The organism is Lishizhenia tianjinensis (assembly GCF_900116425.1).
Lineage (GTDB): Bacteria > Bacteroidota > Bacteroidia > Flavobacteriales_D > Crocinitomicaceae > Lishizhenia > Lishizhenia tianjinensis.
The window spans coordinates 61,350-80,852 of record NZ_FPAS01000006.1 but is presented as its reverse complement, the minus strand read 5'-3'; the positions used below and the strand labels follow the sequence as shown (position 1 = coordinate 80,852).

Annotated in this window: 19 protein-coding genes and 5 tRNA genes; all 24 read left to right on the top strand. The window is 38.0% G+C overall.

From position 1 onward, the window contains the following. Positions 1-2 precede the first annotated feature (2 nt). The 24 genes from pyrF to rpoB all read left to right on the top strand — a co-directional run bounded on the left by pyrF (position 3) and on the right by rpoB (position 19,488). Complete coding sequence (pyrF, locus tag BM327_RS14360) at positions 3-821, top strand: orotidine-5'-phosphate decarboxylase (RefSeq protein ID WP_090252281.1); 819 nt, start codon at positions 3-5, stop codon at positions 819-821. A gap of 108 nt (positions 822-929) precedes the next feature. After that, positions 930-2,201 carry a DUF2851 family protein gene (locus tag BM327_RS14355; RefSeq protein WP_090252277.1) on the top strand — a complete coding sequence of 424 codons (1,272 nt, stop codon included), beginning with the start codon at positions 930-932 and terminating at the stop codon, positions 2,199-2,201. Positions 2,202-2,491: 290 nt separating this feature from the next. Beyond that, positions 2,492-3,457, top strand: coding sequence for a potassium channel family protein (locus BM327_RS14345; RefSeq protein WP_170853775.1), 966 nt, complete (start codon positions 2,492-2,494; stop codon positions 3,455-3,457). Next, positions 3,450-4,334: an SDR family oxidoreductase gene (locus tag BM327_RS14340; RefSeq protein ID WP_090252266.1), complete on the top strand. Its 885-nt coding sequence runs from the start codon at positions 3,450-3,452 to the stop codon at positions 4,332-4,334. The genes BM327_RS14345 and BM327_RS14340 overlap by 8 nt, the downstream gene beginning before the upstream one ends. 54 nt (positions 4,335-4,388) lie before the next feature. Beyond that, positions 4,389-6,440 (top strand): alanine/glycine:cation symporter family protein, encoded by a 2,052-nt coding sequence (locus BM327_RS14335; RefSeq protein ID WP_090252262.1) that lies wholly within the window; start codon positions 4,389-4,391, stop codon positions 6,438-6,440. Between the two features lie 70 nt (positions 6,441-6,510). Beyond that, positions 6,511-7,413 (top strand): ComEA family DNA-binding protein, encoded by a 903-nt coding sequence (locus BM327_RS14330; protein ID WP_090252259.1) that lies wholly within the window; start codon positions 6,511-6,513, stop codon positions 7,411-7,413. Next, complete coding sequence (locus BM327_RS14325) at positions 7,410-7,946, top strand: adenine phosphoribosyltransferase (protein WP_090252255.1); 537 nt, start codon at positions 7,410-7,412, stop codon at positions 7,944-7,946. The genes BM327_RS14330 and BM327_RS14325 overlap by 4 nt, the downstream gene beginning before the upstream one ends. A 41-nt stretch (positions 7,947-7,987) precedes the next feature. Continuing rightward, positions 7,988-9,127, top strand: coding sequence for an acyl-CoA dehydrogenase family protein (locus BM327_RS14320; RefSeq protein ID WP_090252251.1), 1,140 nt, complete (start codon positions 7,988-7,990; stop codon positions 9,125-9,127). Positions 9,128-9,194: 67 nt separating this feature from the next. Next, entirely contained in the window at positions 9,195-9,386 is a 192-nt protein-coding gene (gene rpsU / locus BM327_RS14315; protein WP_090252248.1) for a 30S ribosomal protein S21, read from the top strand. 60 nt (positions 9,387-9,446) lie between these two features. After that, on the top strand, positions 9,447-10,322 hold the full coding sequence (locus BM327_RS14310; RefSeq protein WP_090252243.1) for a tyrosine-type recombinase/integrase: 876 nt from the start codon (positions 9,447-9,449) through the stop codon (positions 10,320-10,322). A gap of 1 nt (position 10,323) precedes the next feature. Continuing rightward, positions 10,324-10,620, top strand: coding sequence for a ribosome hibernation-promoting factor, HPF/YfiA family (gene hpf / locus BM327_RS14305; protein ID WP_090253011.1), 297 nt, complete (start codon positions 10,324-10,326; stop codon positions 10,618-10,620). A gap of 170 nt (positions 10,621-10,790) precedes the next feature. Then, positions 10,791-10,864: transfer RNA gene (locus BM327_RS14300), tRNA-Thr, on the top strand. Between the two features lie 15 nt (positions 10,865-10,879). Continuing rightward, positions 10,880-10,964, top strand: a tRNA-Tyr gene (locus BM327_RS14295). A gap of 17 nt (positions 10,965-10,981) precedes the next feature. Continuing rightward, a tRNA-Gly gene (locus BM327_RS14290) sits at positions 10,982-11,054 on the top strand. A 29-nt stretch (positions 11,055-11,083) separates the two neighbouring features. Next, positions 11,084-11,155 (top strand) — tRNA-Thr (locus tag BM327_RS14285). 109 nt (positions 11,156-11,264) lie between these two features. Then, positions 11,265-12,449, top strand: a complete 1,185-nt coding sequence (gene tuf, locus BM327_RS14280; RefSeq protein ID WP_090252240.1) for an elongation factor Tu — start codon at positions 11,265-11,267, stop codon at positions 12,447-12,449. Positions 12,450-12,505: 56 nt separating this feature from the next. Next, positions 12,506-12,578, top strand: a tRNA-Trp gene (locus BM327_RS14275). Between the two features lie 14 nt (positions 12,579-12,592). Next, positions 12,593-12,811, top strand: a complete 219-nt coding sequence (secE, locus tag BM327_RS14270; protein ID WP_170853774.1) for a preprotein translocase subunit SecE — start codon at positions 12,593-12,595, stop codon at positions 12,809-12,811. Positions 12,812-12,823: 12 nt separating this feature from the next. Next, positions 12,824-13,375: a transcription termination/antitermination protein NusG gene (gene nusG / locus BM327_RS14265; protein ID WP_090252232.1), complete on the top strand. Its 552-nt coding sequence runs from the start codon at positions 12,824-12,826 to the stop codon at positions 13,373-13,375. Between the two features lie 87 nt (positions 13,376-13,462). Next, positions 13,463-13,903: a 50S ribosomal protein L11 gene (gene rplK, locus BM327_RS14260; protein WP_090252226.1), complete on the top strand. Its 441-nt coding sequence runs from the start codon at positions 13,463-13,465 to the stop codon at positions 13,901-13,903. A 12-nt stretch (positions 13,904-13,915) separates the two neighbouring features. Further along, positions 13,916-14,611 carry a 50S ribosomal protein L1 gene (rplA, locus tag BM327_RS14255; RefSeq protein WP_090252220.1) on the top strand — a complete coding sequence of 232 codons (696 nt, stop codon included), beginning with the start codon at positions 13,916-13,918 and terminating at the stop codon, positions 14,609-14,611. A gap of 13 nt (positions 14,612-14,624) precedes the next feature. Further along, complete coding sequence (rplJ, locus tag BM327_RS14250; protein ID WP_090252217.1) at positions 14,625-15,146, top strand: 50S ribosomal protein L10; 522 nt, start codon at positions 14,625-14,627, stop codon at positions 15,144-15,146. A 45-nt stretch (positions 15,147-15,191) separates the two neighbouring features. Beyond that, on the top strand, positions 15,192-15,566 hold the full coding sequence (gene rplL / locus BM327_RS14245) for a 50S ribosomal protein L7/L12 (protein ID WP_090252214.1): 375 nt from the start codon (positions 15,192-15,194) through the stop codon (positions 15,564-15,566). Positions 15,567-15,675: 109 nt separating this feature from the next. Next, positions 15,676-19,488 carry a DNA-directed RNA polymerase subunit beta gene (gene rpoB / locus BM327_RS14240; RefSeq protein ID WP_090252209.1) on the top strand — a complete coding sequence of 1,271 codons (3,813 nt, stop codon included), beginning with the start codon at positions 15,676-15,678 and terminating at the stop codon, positions 19,486-19,488. Positions 19,489-19,503 lie beyond the last annotated feature (15 nt).

The following is a 19,503-nucleotide window of genomic DNA, read 5'->3' as shown; positions in this document are numbered from 1 at the left end:
GCATGAAGAAGGAAGAATTAGTTGCTGAGATCAAAAGAAAACAGTCCTTCTTATGTGTTGGGTTGGATACAGATTTGAATAAAATTCCAAAGCACTTGTTAGATACTGAAGATCCAATCTTCGAATTCAACAAGCAGATTATAGATGCTACTAAAGATTACTGTGTAGCTTATAAACCTAACATTGCATTTTACGAATGCTTAGGTAAGAAGGGGTGGGAGTCTTTGGAGAAAACCATGGAGTACATTCCAGAGAACATCTTTACCATTGCTGATGCAAAACGTGGGGATATAGGAAACACTTCTAGTTATTATGCCAAAACTTTCTTTGAATATTTAAATTTTGATTCGGTAACTGTTGCTCCTTACATGGGAGAAGACTCTGTTACGCCTTTCTTACAATTCGAAGATAAATGGGTAATCGTTTTAGCCTTAACTTCTAACGCAGGTGCGCTTGATTTTCAATTTGTGAAAGATGCACAAGGTGAGGAGTTGTACAAAAAGGTCTTGCGTAAAACTTCAGAATGGGGTACGCCAGAAAACCTTATGTATGTAGTGGGTGCAACGCGTGCTGAAGGTATTGGAGAGGTAAGAAAAACGGTTCCAAATAACTTCTTTTTGGTGCCTGGTGTAGGTGCCCAAGGTGGAAGCTTAGAAGATGTTGCTCAATACGGATTCAATGAGGATTGTGGTTTGTTGGTGAATTCATCACGCGGTATTATTTATGCCGGACAGGGTGAAGATTTTGCTCAAAAAGCTGCTGAAGCTGCTCAGGCCATACAGCAAGATATGCACAAGATATTACAAGCGAAAGGCTGGTAATTCATAATAAAATTAGGAAGAAGGTGGGTTGAAACAATTCACCTTTTTTTGTGCTTTATTTTTTTAGCTCTGCGCTTTTTCGTAACTTCTAGTTTCAACCTAATCGCTATGAAAGAAGAGTATATCCATTATGTATGGGAGTCGAAAAGATTACCTGTGCAAAAACTCGTCCTTGTGGATGGGAACCCCTTAGAAATATTAGAATTTGGACAACTTAATCACGACACCGGTCCAGATTTTTTCAATGCAAAATTGCGTTTAGAAGAATTGATTTGGTCTGGCAATGTAGAAATGCATGTCAATTCTTCGGATTGGTACAAACATGGGCATCAACATGACCCCACCTACAACAATGTAATATTACACGTTGTCTATAACTATGATGAAGCCGTATTTGTGAATGGGCGCGAATTGCCAACGTTAGAATTGAGGGCCTACTTAGATTTAGATCATTTTAAAAATTTCCAATATGTGTTTAAAAAGGATGAAGTGTTACCCTGTCAGCCTCAACTCAAACAGAATAAATTATTGGTTTTTCAGCAGGTAAGTGTAGCTTTTTCTCATCGATTTGATCGAAAATTTAAGGAGTTAAACCAAGTGTTTGAAAATGCGAATCAGGATTATAAACAGGTTTTGCATTATCTATTGTTTCAAAGTTTCGGTGGTCGTGTCAATAAACTTCCCTTCCAGCAATTGTCACAAATTTTATCCTATCAACTTTTGTTACGAGAGGCTTGGGATATACAACGTGTAGAAGCGCTTATGTTGGGAAGTAGTGGCTTGCTTTCATCAGCAGCAAATCATCCTTATACAGATAGATTAAAAGAGCATTGGTATTTTTTAAAGCAGAAGTATGGATTGATAGAGATGCATCCGAGTGCTTGGCGTTTTAGTGGTGTAAGACCGAGCAGTTTTCCCAATTTAAAAATCGTACAGTTGGCGCATTTCATAGTGCAATGGAAATACGAGTTCTTACCTTTTCAGTCGAATAATTTAAACCAGTTACGCGAAAAGTTTAAAAGTAATATCTCTCCATTTTGGAGAAATCACTATTCCTTCAAGTCTAGAACCCTGAAAAAGCATGAAGCCCATTTAAGTGAAAAGGCACAAAATGTAATATTCATCAATGCTTTTGCTTTGTTTTTTTGGTTTCGGGGCAAGCAAAAAGGGAAGGATAGAGATTTGCAGATGGCCATGGACATTTTGCTACAATTGCCCCCAGAGGAGAATGCGATAGTAGAAAAATGGAAGAAAAGGGGAGTAGATATAGAAAGTGCTTTCGATACGCAAGCTCTTTTAGAACAAAATCAGTTTTTTTGTAGCATTAGGAAGTGTCTTCACTGTAAAATTGGTAATTTTATGCTATCGAATAAATCATGAGAACAATACAAAAAATAGTTTTGTTTTTTGAAATACGCTCCTTTGGTGTATGTGCCTGGTGGGCCAAAAAACTTAGATTGCGTACCGAACACGTAAGAAGATTTTTTATCTACATTTCTTTTATCGGTTTGGGCTCTCCATTATTGTTGTATCTTGTTATGGGATGGCTCTTAGAACACAAACATACTTTGCGACTAAGTTCTAAACCGAGATCAATTTGGGAACTATAGATGTTTAAAGCTTATCATAAGTTATATTATCGACTACTCTACAGTATATCACTAATTATAGTGTGTATACTCATTGGTATTCTTGGTTATGTTGGGTTGGAGGGATATGACACCCTGGATGCTTTTTACATGACCATGATCACGATTTCCACCGTTGGGTTTGGTGAAGTTCAATCTTTATCTCCTCACGGAAAAATCTTCACCTCACTATTAATAATAATGAGCTTGGGTACTTTTGCCTATGCTATAACCTCGCTATCCTCTTACCTTTTTGGAGGTGATTTTAGAAAACTAAGAAAAGCTATCATGGAAAAACGTAAAATCGATGCCCTGAAAAATCATGTGGTAATTTGTGGTTTTGGTCGTGTCGGAAGACAAGTGGCCGAAGATTTTGCCCGAACTAATCAGAGTTTTGTGGTTGTAGAGCTGGATCCGGCACGTGTTGTAAAATACGAGGAAGATGAGAATTACAATTTTGTAGTGGGTGATGCGACAGTGGATGAGAATTTGGTAAATGCAAACTTAGAAAATGCCAAAGCCATAATTACCTGTATGCCCTCAGATGCAAATAATGTTTATGTAGTGTTGGCAGCAAGAGAGATGAACAAAAACATTCAAATTATTGCAAGAGCCTCAAAGAATGAAACCTATAATAAACTAAAAATAGCAGGTGCAAATTCTGTTATTATGCCCGATTCTGTAGGTGGTTCTCACATGGCATCTTTGGTTGTGAGACCAGATGTTATGGAATTTATTGATGAAATTATTATATCCTCCGACTATACCCCAAATATTGTAGCCATCAATTACAAGAACCTACCCTTGAAGTTTAAAGATCAGAAGTTACAGGTGTTCAAAGATGCTGAGATTTCTGGTTGTTCCGTAGTGGGGATTAAAGAACAAGATGGAGATTATCAAATCAATCCTTCAGGAAACACCTTGATTACAGAAGGTTGTAAAATTCTGATGTTAGGGGATAAGGAACAAATAGATAATTTGAGAAAATACTTTGAATTTGATGCGTAAAATATTGATTACTGGTGCCAATGGTTTGTTAGGGCAAAAAATTGTTAACCAATTAGAAAGTAAAGGACAAGATTATATTGCTACCGGTAGAGGAGAGAATAGAAACCCAAATTGTCCGCCAGAAAAATACCATAGTTTAGACATAACCTTGGAAGACGAGGTTGAGAGTAGCTTTCAAAAATTACAGCCAACACATGTTATCAATACCGCAGCCATGACCAATGTGGATGCGTGTGAAGATGATGTTGAAGGTTGTGAGTTGTTGAATGTGAAGGCAGTTGAAATCTTATGGAAGGCAGCGAAAAAAATAGGGGCGCATTTACAATTGTTATCTACGGATTTTGTTTTCGATGGGAAACAAGGTAATTATAAAGAGACAGATGAACCCAATCCTCTCAGTGTTTACGGTCAGTCTAAACTAGATGCCGAGCATATTTTAACACAAGACGAAAACACGAATTGGTCTATTGTTAGAACCATTATTATTCTTGGAAAAACTCCGGGTATGAGCAGGTCTAACATTTTACTTTGGGCTAAAGGTGCTTTGGAGAAAGGAGACGCGTTGACCATAGTGGACGATCAGTTTAGAGCTCCAACTTGGGCAGATGATTTAGCTTGGGCCTGTCTACGCATCGTTGAATTAGACAAAAAAGGGATTTATCACATTTGCGGACCAGAGACTTTGAGCATACTTGAAATTGTGCACCGCGTTGGTAAATATTACGACTTAAATACCCAACTTATTCAACCCATTAAATCAAGCTCATTGAATCAAAAAGCAAAACGTCCACCTAAAACGGGTTTTGATTTAAGTAAAGCAAAAAATGAGCTAGGATATAATCCTAAAACCTTGGAACAGATACTCGAACGTTTATAATTCTTTCCAAAGCAATAAATATTTATATTTTTGAAGAAATCAAGCAAAAACTTTATGAAAAAATTACTTACGCTTTTATTTTTAACAACGACATTTCTAACATTTTCACAAGAGACATTACAAGTAGATTTAAAAGTTCAAGATTTTGAAGATAAAATTGACGATGTAACTGCAGAGGTTACAGTAAAAGGTGGAGTTGAGCCTTATCGTTACATTTGGTCGCAAAAAGGGGTTAATATTTATACAAGTAAAGCAACAGGTTTATCAGAAGGAGATACCATTGCTGTTACTGTTATAGATGCTGCCAATAACTCTATCACTAAAAAGGGTATAGTTGACGCCGAAAGTATTCCAGAGCATTTTAACAATGCAATGAAACCGGCAGTGGCCTTCATGCAAAGTATACTTTTTTATGAAGTATTTGCAGACACCGTTAAGGTTCCAAACAATGTATTGAAAGCACCTTTTGCGCTTGATGAAACAAAAAAGGACTATTTCGTTAAGGAGTGGTTGGTAGAAGACGGAGCAAAGGTTAAACACCAGCAAGCAATAGCGATTTTAAAGGATGGGGAGAAGGAATTTCCTCTCTTTGCTGTAGGAACAGGAGTTCTAGAGATTAAAGCGAAGGCAGGAGAACAGGTGCACTTTGTAAATAAAAGAGGAAACCGTTCTGATAAAGTACTGGCAATAATTGACTATCCAAATAGACAGCCTTTTTACCACAAGAATTTAACAACCAAGACACAAGGATTTCCTTTAATAGTACTTTGGTTAGTTCTGGGAGCTGTATTCTTTACAGTTCGTATGAAGTTCATCAATTTTAGAGGACCAAAACACGCAATAGAATTAGTACAAGGTAAGTACGATGATCCAGATGGACACCACGGTGAGGTTTCTCACTTCCAGGCATTGGTTACAGCGCTTTCTGCAACGGTAGGATTGGGTAATATTGCTGGGGTTGCAATTGCAATTTCTATGGGTGGACCAGGTGCTACTTTCTGGATGATATTAGCCGGACTATTAGGGATGGCCTCAAAGTTTGTGGAATGTACTTTAGGTGTGAAATACAGACATCAAAAAGAAGATGGTGAAGTTTTCGGTGGACCAATGTACTATTTGTCAAAAGGTTTGGCAAAGAAAGGACCTTTCTTTGCGCAACTCGGTAAAGTACTGGCGCTTTTATTTGCCATTCTTTGTGTAGGAGGTTCTTTAGGAGGTGGAAATATGTTCCAAGCCAACCAAGCATTTAACCAATTGTCTCAGTTGCCAGGATTAGAAGGTTTCTCTTCTTACGGGTTTTACTTCGGTATAGTAATGGCCATCTTGGTGGGTGTTGTTATCGTTGGAGGTATCAAGAGTATTGCCAAAGTAACAGATAAAATCGTTCCTACTATGGTCGGGATTTACGTTATAAGTGCGTTGGTAATTATTGGTTTTAACTACGATAATTTAGGATTTGGTTTCAGAACTATTTTTAATGGAGCATTTAGTCCAGACGCCATTTACGGTGGATTTATTGGAGTATTAATCTTAGGTTTCCAAAGAGCAGCTTTCTCGAATGAGGCCGGTGTTGGATCTTCAGCTATCGCTCACTCTGCGGCAATTACAGACGAACCAATTTCAGAAGGAATAGTGGCTTTATTAGAACCGTTTATTGATACTGTTGTAGTGTGTACAATGACTGCTTTAGTAATTATTTTTACGGGTTATTCTGCAGATCCAGAAGGATTAGAGGGAGCCGCATTAACTTCAGCCGCCTTCTCATCTTCTTTAGGTGATTGGTCGTTATACGTATTAACATTTGCCGTAGTATTGTTTGCCTTCTCAACAATGATTTCTTGGTCTTACTATGGTTTGAAAGCGTGGACTTATTTGTTTGGAGAGACAAAATCAGCTGGATTAGTGTATAAATTTATCTTCTTAGTTTTCGTGGTGATTGGATCATCTGTAGGACTAGGAGCCGTAATTGATTTCTCAGACCTTATGATTTTAGGGATGGCTTTCCCAAATATTTTAGGGTTGATATTGATGTCTGGAGAAGTTAGTGCCGATTTGAAGGATTACTTCGAGCGCATTAAATCTGGAGCGATAAAAAAGTTTAAATAACTCATAGAAAATTCATAACTTGAAGGTCTGTTACTTGGTGTAGCAGACCTTTTTTTATGAATCAACCACCATGAGTACCTTTAAAGATTGGAACCAAGACTTTTTACGTTTTCAGAAACGATCACGTATCGCCATATTATCCCTTGTTGTTATAGGCGTATTGGTCATCGTTGGAGTGAAGGTCTATTTCAAACTCACCCATCCTTTAAAGAATGTTCCGGTTCAGATTTCGCCGATAGAAAAAGCTCGAATTGCAGAACTCCCACAACAGATTAATTACAAAAGGCAGGAAAAGAGAAAATGGCGTATTAAGGTGCCAGAAGCTAAGTTTAATCCGAATGAATACAACTTGGATGATTGGATGCGCTTGGGGTATAGTCAAAAACAAGCAGCTTCAGTAATGAATTTTAGAGCATCTGGTTTTCAATTTAAGGTGAAATCTGACCTGAAAAAGTTATTTATTATGGATGAAGAAAGTTATGCTCAACTTTATACCTACATAGATTTGCCAGACACCTTGGAGAAGAAAGAAAGCTTAGAAAGTTTTAGTGTTGAGAAGAAAGCGCCGGAACAAATGGTTCATTCTATTAATATAATGACCAAGGATGATTTGGTGAAATTAAAAGGTGTGGGAGATTATTACGCTACTAAAGTGTTGAATTTCAGAGATGCACTGGGAGGTTTTGTGAATACCCAGCAATTGAAGGAAGTTTATCATCTTCCAGATAGCTTAGCTGACCTAATTTCTAGAAATATAACCATTGATACAAGTTTTGTAAAGAGACATAACATTAATGAAATTAATCTCCAGGAATTAAAGCAACATCCGTATATAAGTTATAAATTAGCAAACTCCATTATCGCCTACAGGAAAACACATGGGGCGTATTCTTCGGTTGAGGAATTAAAGGAACTAGTGCTAATGAATGCCGAAACCTTTAACAAGGTGAGGCCTTACTTAAAGGTAGAATGAATATAGATTTAGTAGAGAAAGTTAAAGCAGAGATTAGAGATGTGGTTGACTTTCCAAAAGAGGGGATAGTGTTTAAAGATATTACACCTATCATGTTAGACCCTCAGTTGTCTAATGAAATCGTAGAACATTTAGCGACGCAATACAAAGATTCTGGTATTACAAAGATTGCAGGAATTGAGAGTCGCGGCTTTTTATTCGGTTACCCACTAGCCATGCGTTTGGGAATCCCTTTTATTTTAATTCGTAAAAAAGGAAAGTTGCCTTACAAAAAGGTGAGCTATAGTTATGATTTGGAATATGGTTCTGCTACGATAGAAATGCATGAGGATGCTGTTGATGCAAACGATAAAGTGTTGGTGCACGACGATTTATTGGCAACCGGTGGATCTGCAGAAGCTGCTGCGCATTTGATTAAGAAATGTGGAGCGAGCGTTGAGGCTTTTAACTTCTTGGTAAGCCTTGATTTTTTAGAAGGAGATCAAAAATTAAAACAATTTACAGATAATATACAGGCTATCGTGAACTATTAAGCGTTAGCCGCTGTTAACGTACAATTAAAGAAAGAACAAAAATGAATTTTGCAAAAAACGAAAATCAATTAATGATCGAACAAATGGTTCGTGATTTTGCTGAAAAAGAAATTCGCCCAAACAGAAATAAATGGGATGAAGAAGAGCATTTCCCAGTTGATGTAATGAAAAAAATGGGTGAGCTTGGTTTATTAGGTATTTACATACCTGAAGAATACGGAGGTTCAGGATTTTCTTATGATGAATATGTTACTGCATTAATTGAATTAGGTAAAGTATGTGGTGGTGTTGGATTGTCTGTAGCTGCACATAACTCTTTATGTACAGGTCATATTTATTACCACGGTACAGAAGAACAAAAAAAGAAGTATTTACCAAAATTAGCTTCAGGTGAGTTTATCGGTGCTTGGGGATTAACAGAGCCGAATACAGGGTCTGATGCTATGCGAATGAAAACCACTGCGGTTAAAGAAGGGAACGAATGGGTAATTAACGGTGCTAAAAACTGGATTACACATGGTTTATCTGGAGACGTAGCGGTTGTTTTGGTAAGAACAGGTGAGTTATTGGATAGTAAAGGTATTACTGCTTTCATCATAGAGAAAGGTATGCCTGGTTTCTCTGCTGTAAAAATTAAAGATAAGTTAGGAGTAAGAGCTTCTGAAACTGCTGAATTAATTTTTGATAATGTACGCGTTCCGGAAGAAAACGTAATCGGAGAAGTTGGAATGGGATTCATTCAAGCGATGCAAGTATTAGATGGTGGGAGAATTTCTATAGCTGCTTTAAGTTGTGGTGTTGCACGTGGAGCTTATGAAGCTTCTGTTCAATATGCAAAAGAAAGAGAACAGTTTGGAAAGCCTATTGCACAATTCCAAGGGATAAGTTTCAAATTGGCGGATATGGCAACGCAAGTGAAGGCTGCTGAATTGTTAACCTACAATGCAGCGTACTTGAAAAACAACAAAATGCCGCTAACAAAAGAGGGGGCTTATGCGAAATATTTCGCCAGTGAAGTTGCAGTAATGTGTGGTAATGAAGCCGTGCAAATCATGGGTGGATACGGTTATACAAAGGAGTATCCAGCAGAGAAGTACTTGAGAGACGCGAAGTTAATGACCATAGGTGAGGGAACTTCGGAAATTCAAAAAGTTGTAATTTCTCGAGAAATTTTAAAATAATATTTGTTGATAAAAATTTGTTTGCTACTTTTGCAGACCAATAATATTGAAAATAACAAGAAAAGATATGTTAGTAGTACCTGTTAAAGAAGGAGAGAACATCGAAAGAGCTCTTAAGAAGTATAAGAAAAAATATGAGAAGACTGGAATTATGAGAGAATTGAGATCTCGTAAAGAATTCGAAAAGCCTTCTGTAACTGAAAGACAGCAAAAGATCAAAGCTGCTTACAAGCAAAGAATGAGATCTGCTGAGATCTAGGATATCTTTCTGAAGAATATTTATATTTAAGGAGTCTAATTAATTTAGACTCCTTTTTTTATGCTTGAAAATTTCCTTACATATCTGATAACCGAGAAACGTGCTTCAGAGCATACGGTAATTGCCTATCAAAAAGACTTACAAGATTTTTTTGATTTTTTAGCCATTGATGATTTTGAAGAACTCAAGGAGGTCAATCATCAATTGGTTAGATCTTGGATGGTTCATCTTATAGATAATGGAGTTTCTAATAGGTCTGTCAATAGAAAACTATCCACGCTCAGAACTTTCTATAAATGGTGTTTAAAGGAAGAGGTGGTGGAAAAGAATCCTATGCTTCTTGTTAAAGGACCAAAAACCAGTAAACGCTTACCTGAATTCGTTAAAGTTGAAGAATTAGATAATTTTAACATTAGTCAAAAAGTAGGGGCCAATCTAGAGGTGGAAGACATGTTGATGGTCGAGGTATTTTACCAAACTGGCATGCGTTTGTCAGAGCTGATAAATTTGAAATTTACTGATATTCAAAATGCTAGTCTTAAAGTTTTAGGTAAAAGAAATAAGGAAAGGATAATACCCATTTCTAGTGAACTCTTGGCTGGACTGAATGAAATGAAAAGTAAACGGTCAGATTTAGCGAAGACACCTTACATTTTTATTACAAAAAAGGGGAATAAACTCTATCCGAAATTTGTATATAGGCGAATTAATAAGTATCTTTCATGTGTGACGAATTTGGATAAACGCAGTCCGCACGTACTTAGACACACCTTCGCTACTCACATGTTAAACAATGGTGCCGGCCTTGAAACCATAAAAGAGCTGCTAGGGCATGCTAATTTAAGTGCGACGCAAGTGTATACCCATAATTCGTTTGATGAAATAAATAAGATTTACAAACAAGCGCACCCCAGAGGTGGGCACAATACGAAGTAGTATGGATGTAAAAGTTCAAGCAATTCATTTTGCAGCAGATCAAAAGTTGATAAATTTTGTGAACGATAAGGTAAACAAATTAGAGTTATTCTATGATCATATTATTTCAAGCGAGGTCTTTTTGAAAGTAGACAAGAAAGCTTCTAAGGAAAATAAGATAGCAGAAATCAAAATTTCTATTCCTGGAAAGGAATTATTTGCCAAAAAACAATGCGATAGTTTTGAGGAAGCGGCAGATCTTGCAGTCGATGCTTTAAGAAAACAAGTAAAAAAACATAAAGCTAAGATTTCAGCTTAATACTGATAATTAATTAGTTATAAATCTCACTTGAAAAAAGTGAGATTTTTTTTTATTTTTTTTCGAAAAAAGCATTGCAGATTTAAATTAGTTGCTTACATTTGCAACCCCAAACGGTTCACACCTGACGGAAAGTTCTTTAAAAGATTAGTGAAATAAAAACATAAGATGCCGATGTAGCTCAGCTGGCTAGAGCAGCTGATTTGTAATCAGCAGGTCGGGGGTTCGAGTCCCTCCATCGGCTCTATTTTATGATAAAGGGGGTGTCGCATAGTGGCTATTGCAGCAGACTGTAAATCTGTCACCGTAAGGTATCGCTGGTTCGAGTCCAGCCACCCCCACCAAAATATTTCAAGAAATTGCGGGAGTAGCTCAGTTGGTAGAGCGTCAGCCTTCCAAGCTGAGGGTCGCGAGTTCGAGTCTCGTCTCCCGCTCTTTTTCATTTTCTTTTAAAAAGCTTTGTGCCGGTGTAGCTCAGGGGTAGAGCGCTTTCTTGGTAAGGAAGAGGTCACGAGTTCAAATCTCGTCATTGGCTCTAAAACAAAAGAAAAAGAGATTAGGAATTCATCCATTCATTGGGTGAAATTTCGCATATTTTAAAATTGAGATTTTAAAGATTTTATTAACAAGTAACAAATAAAACAATGGCTAAGGAAACATTCGAGCGTTCAAAACCGCACGTAAACATTGGAACAATTGGTCACGTTGACCACGGTAAAACTACATTAACTGCTGCAATTTCAAGTGTATTAGCTGCACAAGGTCTTGCTCAGAACCGTAGCTTCGATACAATTGATAACGCGCCAGAAGAAAAAGAGCGTGGTATTACTATTAACACATCTCACATTGAGTATGAAACTTTAAACCGTCACTACGCACACGTTGACTGTCCAGGTCACGCCGATTACGTAAAGAACATGGTTACTGGAGCTGCTCAGATGGACGGTGCTATCTTGGTAGTTGCTGCTACTGATGGACCAATGCCACAAACACGTGAGTACATCCTTTTAGGACGTCAGGTAGGTGTTCCAAGAATCGTTGTATTCTTGAACAAAGTTGATATGGTTGACGACGAAGAGTTGTTAGAATTAGTTGAAATGGAAGTTAGAGAATTGCTTTCTTTCTACGATTACGACGGAGATAACACGCCAATCATCGCTGGATCTGCATTAGGTGCATTGAACGGTGAAGAGAAGTGGGTTAACACTGTAAACGAATTGATGGAAGCAGTTGATACTTACATCGAACTTCCTCCACGTGATGTTGATAAGCCATTCTTGATGCCAGTTGAGGACGTATTCTCTATTACTGGACGTGGTACTGTAGCAACAGGACGTATCGAGACTGGAGTTATTAACTCTGGAGAAGAAGTTGATATCTTAGGTATGGGTGACGAGAAATTGAAGTCAACTGTTACTGGGGTTGAGATGTTCCGTAAAATCTTAGATAGAGGTGAAGCTGGAGATAACGTAGGTCTTTTATTAAGAGGTATCGATAAGAAAGATATCAAGAGAGGTATGGTTATCTGTAAGCCAGGTTCAACTACTCCACACGATAAGTTCAAAGCTGAGATCTACGTATTGAAGAAAGAAGAAGGTGGTCGTCACACTCCTTTCCACAACAGATACCGTCCTCAGTTCTACTTCAGAACAACTGACGTAACTGGAGAGATCTTATTAGAAGAAGGTCGTGAAATGGTAATGCCAGGTGATAACGTAACAATCAACGTTAACTTGATCGTACCTGTAGCGATGGATAAAGGACTTCGTTTTGCAATCCGTGAGGGTGGTAGAACAGTAGGTGCTGGACAGGTTACTGAAATTTTATAAGCATAGCTTATTAAAGATATAAAAAGAGGGAGATAACCTCTCCCTCTTTTTAACACACGGGTGTAGCTCAGCTGGTAGAGTACTGGTCTCCAAAACCATTGGTCGTGGGTTCGAATCCTACCGCCCGTGCAAAAGACATAATTGTGGCGAATATTAAGAATTATTTACAAGAAACCGTGCACGAATTAGTGCACAAGGTGACTTGGCCAACGTGGAATGAATTACAAAGCAACACCATTGTAGTGGTTGTTGCTTCAGTTATTTTTTCACTTTTGATTTTCTTGATGGATAACATCTTTGGTTATTCAACAGGTATCTCATGGTGGAAAGGTATTTTAGGTATTATCTACGACATCATTTAAAACAAGACATTCGTGGCTGATATAAAAAAGAGATGGTACGTTGTTCGTGCCGTGAGCGGAAAAGAAGCGAAGGTTAAAGAATATTTAGATATGGAAATATCTAGATTGAAATTGACTGATTATGTTGATCAAGTTTTGATTCCAACAGAGAAAGTGTTTCAAATCCGTAACGGTAAGAAGGTAAGCAAAGAAAAAGCTTATTTACCAGGATATGTTTTGATCGAAGCAGCATTAGTAGGTGAAGTTCCTCACGTTATCAAAGGTATTCCAAACGTAATTGGATTCCTTGGAGCGGAGAAGGGCGGTGATCCTATGCCTATGCGTCAAGCAGAAGTAAACCGTATTTTAGGAAAAGTGGATGAGTTATCTGAAACTGAAGAGGAAATGAAAATTCCTTTTGTTGTTGGAGAATCTGTTAAGGTAATTGACGGACCTTTCAACAATTTCAGCGGTGTTATTGATGAGATTAACGAAGAGAAGAAGAAATTGAAGGTTATGGTTAAAATCTTCGGTAGAAAGAACCTTCTTGAGTTAAGCTACATGCAAGTAGAAAAAGAAGCATAGAAAATTGTAATTAATCAGTAGTAGTGAGGGCAATGATTAAAGCTTCCCATTGACTCCCACGTTAGGACTACATAATATAAACAACAAATGGCTAAAGAAGTAGCAGGATTGATCAAATTGCAGATCAAAGGTGGTGCAGCCAATCCTTCTCCTCCCGTAGGACCAGCTCTTGGTGCGAAAGGTGTGAACATCATGGAGTTCTGTAAGCAGTTTAATGCGAGAACTCAGGATAAAGCAGGAAAGGTTTTGCCAGTGGTTATTACTGTTTACAGTGATAAATCTTTTGATTTCGTTATCAAAACTCCACCAGCAGCGGTTCAATTATTAGAAGCGGCTAAGATCAAGTCTGGTTCAGCAGAACCAAACAGAGTAAAAGTAGCGCAAGTTACTTGGGATCAGGTTAAGGCAATCGCTGAAGATAAGTTACCAGATATGAACTGTTTTACAGTTGAATCAGGTATGAAGATGGTTGCAGGTACAGCAAGAAGTATGGGTATCACAGTAAAAGGAGATTTTCCTTCTAACTAAATTACATGAATTATGGGACGTATTTCTAAGAAAAGAAAAGAAGCGCTTGCAAAATTTGATTTGAGCAAAGCGTACTCGTTGACAGAAGCGTGTGATGTAGTTAAGGAAATCACAAACACTAAGTTTGATGCTTCAGTTGATATTAGCGTAAGATTAGGTGTAGATCCACGTAAAGCTAACCAAATGGTTAGAGGTACAGTAGCACTTCCTCACGGTACAGGTAAAGATATCAAAGTTTTGGTATTGTGTACTCCTGACAAAGAAGAAGAAGCAAAAGCTGCAGGTGCTGATTACGTAGGTTTAGACGATTACATCGCTAAAATTAAAGGTGGATGGACTGATATTGATGTTATCATCACTATGCCATCAGTAATGGGTAAAGTAGGTGCTTTAGGTCGTATTTTAGGACCAAGAGGTTTAATGCCTAACCCAAAAACTGGTACAGTAACGATGGACATAGCGAAGGCAGTTCAAGAAGTGAAAGCGGGTAAAATTGACTTTAGAGTTGATAAATTCGGTATCGTACACTCAAACATTGCTAAAGTGTCATTTGACGGAAGCAAAATTTCAGAGAACGCGAAGGAATTAATTCAGACTTTAATTAAAATGAAGCCAGCAGCAGCTAAAGGAACTTACATCAAGAGTATTTACTTGAGCTCTACGATGAGTCCTAGTGTTCAAATTGATGCTAAATCTGTTGTAGCTTAAAAACTTTATTATTATGACTAAAGAACAAAAAGCGCAATACATAGATGAATTAGCAGCTGAATTAAAAGAAGCTGGTATATTCTACTTAGCAGATACGGCAGAATTAACTGTTGAGGCGATCAACAACTTGAGAAGAAAGTGTTTCCAAAATAACATCGAATTAAGAGTTATCAAGAACACTTTGCTTGAAAAAGCAATGGATCGAGTTGAAGATAAGGATTTTGGAGACTTGAGAGCAGTGCTTTCTGGACCAACATCTATCATGTTTGCTGAGGTAGGTAACGCGCCTGCAAAAGTAATCAAGGATTTCCGTAAGAAGAATGATAAGCCTATCCTTAAAGGAGCTTACGTTGAAGAAGCAGTATATATTGGAGATGAGCAATTAGACGCACTTGTATCTATCAAGAGCAAGGAAGAGCTTATCGGAGATATCATTAGCTTACTTCAGAGCCCGGCTAAGAACGTTGTTTCTGGTCTTAAAGGACAAGGTGCAAAAATCGCAGGTATCCTTAAAACGCTTGAAGAAAGAGCGTAACACAATTAATTATTATTTTTTAAGAATTTATTTAAATTAAATAAAATGGCTGATTTAAAAGAAATCGCAGAAACGTTAGTAAACTTAACTGTAAAAGACGTAAACGAACTAGCAACTATCCTTAAGGATGAGTACGGAATTGAACCAGCTGCTGCTGCAGTAGCTGTAGCTGCAGGTGGTGCTGCAGGTGGTGATGCTGCTGAAGAAAAAACTGAATTCGATGTAATATTGAAATCAGCTGGTGGTAGCAAATTAGCAGTAGTAAAGTTGGTTAAAGAATTAACTGGACTTGGACTTAAAGAAGCTAAAGAATTAGTAGACGGAGCTCCTTCTGCATTGAAAGAAGGTGTTGCGAAAGACGAAGCTGAAGGTCTTAAATCTTCATTAGAAGAGGCTGGAGCTGAAGTTGAGATTAAGTAATTTTTTACTTTTTATAACAGGAATAGGCACGCCAAATTTGGTGGTGCCTACTCCTGTTTTTGTGCATACAAGCACTATTAGGTCCTTTTTCTAATAAAATTTTTTAGCATTGGCAACAACAAGCAACATAGCAACAAGGATTAATTTTGCCTCGAGCAAAAGTCCATTTGACTATCCAGATTTCTTGGATATTCAAATAAAATCTTTCATGGAGTTTTTCCAATTAGAGACAACTCCAGAGAACCGTGAGAAGGAAGGTTTGTTTAAAGTATTTTCTGAAAACTTCCCTATCACAGATACAAGAAACCAATTCGTATTGGAATTCTTGGATTACTTCGTAGATCCCCCTCGTTACTCACTAGAAGAGTGTATAGAAAGAGGTTTAACATACAGTGTTCCGTTAAAGGCTAAACTGAAGTTATATTGTACAGATCCTGAACACGAGGATTTCGAAACAATAGTACAGGACGTTTACTTAGGTACTATTCCTTACATGACACCAAAAGGGTCATTCGTAGTGAATGGGGCTGAAAGAGTTATTGTTTCTCAGTTACACCGTTCTCCTGGTGTATTCTTTGGACAAAGTAGACACGCAAACGGTACTAAATTATACTCTGCGAGAGTAATTCCTTTCAAAGGTTCTTGGATAGAGTTTGCTACAGACATCAACAATGTGATGTATGCTTACATTGACCGTAAGAAAAAGTTACCTGTAACTACATTGTTTAGAGCAATTGGTTACGAAAGTGATAAGGATATCTTAGAGATATTCGGTCTTGCTGACGAAGTAAAAGCTACAAAAACTAACTTGAAGAAGTTGGTAGGTAGAAAACTTGCTGCAAGAGTTCTTAAATCATGGGTTGAGGATTTCGTTGATGAGGATACAGGAGAAGTTGTATCTATCGAAAGAAACGAGGTAATCTTAGACCGTGAGACTATCATCGAAGAGCATCACATAGATGAAATCTTAGATGCAGGTGTAAAAACTGTGATCCTTCACAAAGAAGATGTAAACACAGCAGATTACACTATCATTTACAATACCCTTCAAAAAGATACATCAAACTCTGAGAAGGAAGCTGTAGAACACATCTACCGTCAGTTGCGTAATGCTGAGCCGCCAGATCAAGAAACGGCGCGTTCTGTATTTGAGAAATTGTTCTTCTCTGATACACGTTACGATTTAGGTGAGGTAGGTCGTTACAGAATGAATAGAAAATTGAATTTGGACGATTCTGAAGAGTCAAGAGTAATGACGAAAACAGACATCATCCGAATTATTAAATACTTAATTGAATTAATTAACTCTAAGGCAGAGGTGGATGATATCGACCACTTGTCTAACAGACGTGTACGTACAGTTGGTGAACAGTTGTACTCTCAGTTCGGAGTTGGTCTTGCACGTATGGCGCGTACGATTCGTGAGCGTATGAACGTAAGAGATAATGAGGTCTTTACACCAATTGACCTTATCAATGCAAAAACATTATCGTCTGTAATTAATTCTTTCTTTGGAACCAACCAGTTGTCTCAGTTCATGGATCAAACCAATCCACTTTCTGAGGTAACGCACAAGCGTCGTTTATCTGCATTAGGGCCTGGTGGTCTTTCTCGTGAGAGAGCAGGATTCGAGGTACGTGACGTTCACTACACTCACTATGGACGTTTGTGTACGATTGAAACACCGGAGGGACCAAACATTGGTTTGATTTCTTCTTTATGTGTATTCGCGAAAGTGAACAAATTAGGTTTCATTGAAACTCCTTACCGTAAGGTAGATAATGGTGTAGTTGATTTAAACACACCACCTATTTACTTGTCAGCGGAAGAGGAAGATGAAAAAATGATTGCTCAGGCTAACGCAAACATTAACGACAAAGGTGAATTCCAGACTGAAGTTGTTAAAGCGCGTTTGGAAGGTGATTTCCCAGTGGTTGAACCACAGAAGATCGACCTTATGGACGTTGGAGCTAACCAGATTGCATCTATTGCCGCTTCATCTATTCCTTTCTTGGAACACGATGATGCCAACCGTGCATTGATGGGATCGAACATGCAGCGTCAGGCAGTTCCTTTATTGAAACCAAATTCTCCTATCGTTGGTACAGGAATCGAAAGACTTGTAGCTAGAGATTCTCGTGTATTAATCAACGCAGAGGGAGATGGAGTAGTGGAATACGTTGACTCTAATGAAATTTCTATCCGTTACGATTTAACGGAAGAAGATAAGTTAGTAAGCTTCGACGGTGAAACTAAAACGTATAAATTAACGAAGTTCCAGAAAACTAACCAAGGATCTACAATGAACTTGAAGCCTATCGTTAAGAAAGGTGATAGAGTTGAAAAAGGTCAGGTTCTTTGTGAAGGTTATGCAACGCAAGCTGGTGAGTTGGCACTTGGACAAAACATGAAGGTTGCCTTCATGCCTTGGAAAGGGTACAACTTCGAGGATGCGATTGTAATTTCTGAGAAAGTAGTAAGAGATGATATCTTTACATCTATCCACATCGATGAGTACTCTCTAGAAGTAAGAGATACGAAAAGAGGTATGGAAGAATTAACTGCTGATATTCCTAACGTTTCTGAAGAGGCTACAAAAGACTTAGATGAAAACGGATTAATCAGAGTTGGTGCTGAGATTAAAGAAGGTGATATCCTTATTGGTAAGATTACACCAAAAGGAGAAACTGATCCATCTCCAGAAGAAAAATTATTGAGAGCTATCTTCGGTGATAAGGCAGGTGATGTGAAAGATGCATCGTTAAAAGCTAGCCCATCATTGAGAGGTGTAGTTATCGGTAAGAAATTGTTCTCTAGAGCAATTAAAGACAGAAAAACTAAAGCTCAAGATAAACCAATCTTAGAGCAATTAGATACGGAATACGAAAAGGATTTAGCAGCTTTAAAAGATAGATTAGTTGACAAGTTATTGGTTGTATTAGAAGGACACAAGTCTGACGGTGTAACTAACAACTTCCGTGAAGAAATCATCAAGAAAGGTTCTAAGTTCACACAAAAGAATTTGTCTATCATTGATTACACTATCGTGAACCCAGCGAAATGGACTGCGGATACTCACGTGAACTCATTGATACAACGTGTTATCCACAACTTCAACATCAAGGCGAACGATTTATTGGGTAACTACAAGCGTAAGAAATTCCACATTTCAGTTGGAGATGAACTTCCATCAGGAATTGTGAAATTGGCAAAAGTATACGTAGCTAAGAAGAGAAAACTGAAAGTAGGAGATAAGATGGCGGGTCGTCACGGTAACAAAGGTATTGTTGCAAATATCGTTAGAGCCGAAGACATGCCATTCCTAGAAGACGGAACTCCTGTAGATATCGTGTTAAACCCATTAGGGGTACCTTCTCGTATGAACCTTGGACAGATTTACGAAACTGTTTTAGGTTGGGCAGGTGAGAAATTAGGTGTGAAATTCGCAACGCCTATCTTCGACGGGGCACACCCATCAGAGATAGATGAATACTGTGATAAAGCGGGTATTCCACGTTCAGGTAAGACTTACCTATACGACGGAGGTACTGGTGAAAGATTCCACCAAACGGCAACGGTAGGTATTATCTACATGTTGAAACTTTCTCACATGGTAGATGATAAGATGCACGCACGTTCTATCGGACCTTACTCATTAATTACACAACAGCCATTGGGTGGTAAAGCTCAATTCGGAGGTCAGCGTTTTGGTGAGATGGAGGTTTGGGCACTTGAAGCGTTTGGTGCAGCGAACATCCTACAGGAAATCTTGACAGTTAAGTCGGATGACGTAACAGGTAGAGCAAAAGCTTACGAAGCGATTGTTAAGGGAGATAACCTTCCAACTCCAGGTATTCCAGAATCATTCAATGTATTATTACATGAATTGAGAGGACTTGGTTTAAGTGTTACAATGGACTAATTGTCGGTGTTTAAT